The sequence below is a fragment of the Mesorhizobium sp. M7A.F.Ca.CA.002.09.1.1 genome (genome assembly GCF_003998555.1).
Taxonomy (GTDB): Bacteria; Pseudomonadota; Alphaproteobacteria; order Rhizobiales; family Rhizobiaceae; genus Mesorhizobium; species Mesorhizobium ciceri.
The window spans coordinates 1-709 of the sequence record NZ_RZRR01001468.1; the positions used below are offsets into that span (position 1 = coordinate 1).

Here is a 709-nt window from a genome sequence, read left to right on the forward strand (position 1 = left end):
GCGTGAAGAAGCGCTCAAACTGCTGCGGCTGGTGCATATTCCCGATCCCGAGCGGCGGATGAAATCCTATCCGCACGAAATGTCGGGTGGCCAGCGCCAGCGTGTGATGATCGCGATGGCTCTCGCCAACGACCCTGACATATTGATCGCCGACGAGCCGACGACGGCGCTCGATGTGACCATACAGGCGCAGATCCTGATGCTTCTGGCCGAATTGCAGCGCAAGCTCGGCATGGCGATCGTCTTCATCACCCACGATCTTGGCATCGTCCGCCGCTTTGCCGATCGGGTCTATGTCATGCGCCAGGGCGAGGTTGTCGAGGAGGGGGAGGCGGAGGCCATCTTCGTCAACCCACAGCATGCCTACACGAAAATGCTGCTGGCGGCCGAGCCGACCGGCAGCAAGGCGCCGCCGCCCGCCAACGCCCCAGTGCTGCTCGAAGGCAGGAATGTCGAAGTGACGTTCAGGATCGGCGGCGGGTTTCTTGCTGGCGAACCGCTGATGCTGCGTGCAGTCGATCACATCTCGATCCGGCTGCAGCGCAACCAGACCATCGGCATCGTTGGTGAATCCGGCTCGGGCAAATCGACTCTTGGCCGCGCCTTGCTGCGGCTGTTGCCGAGTGACGGGCTCATCCGTTTCGGCGATCGCGACATTTCCCAAGCCGACAGGCAGGCGATGCGGCCGCTGCGGCGCCAGATGCAGCTC

At 63.2% G+C, this 709-nt stretch carries 1 protein-coding gene; it reads left to right on the forward strand.

The genetic code is table 11. The features are described from left to right. Positions 1–709 (forward strand): ATP-binding cassette domain-containing protein (locus tag EN994_RS34050; RefSeq protein ID WP_164746555.1); only part of this gene is annotated, 709 nt, incomplete at both ends.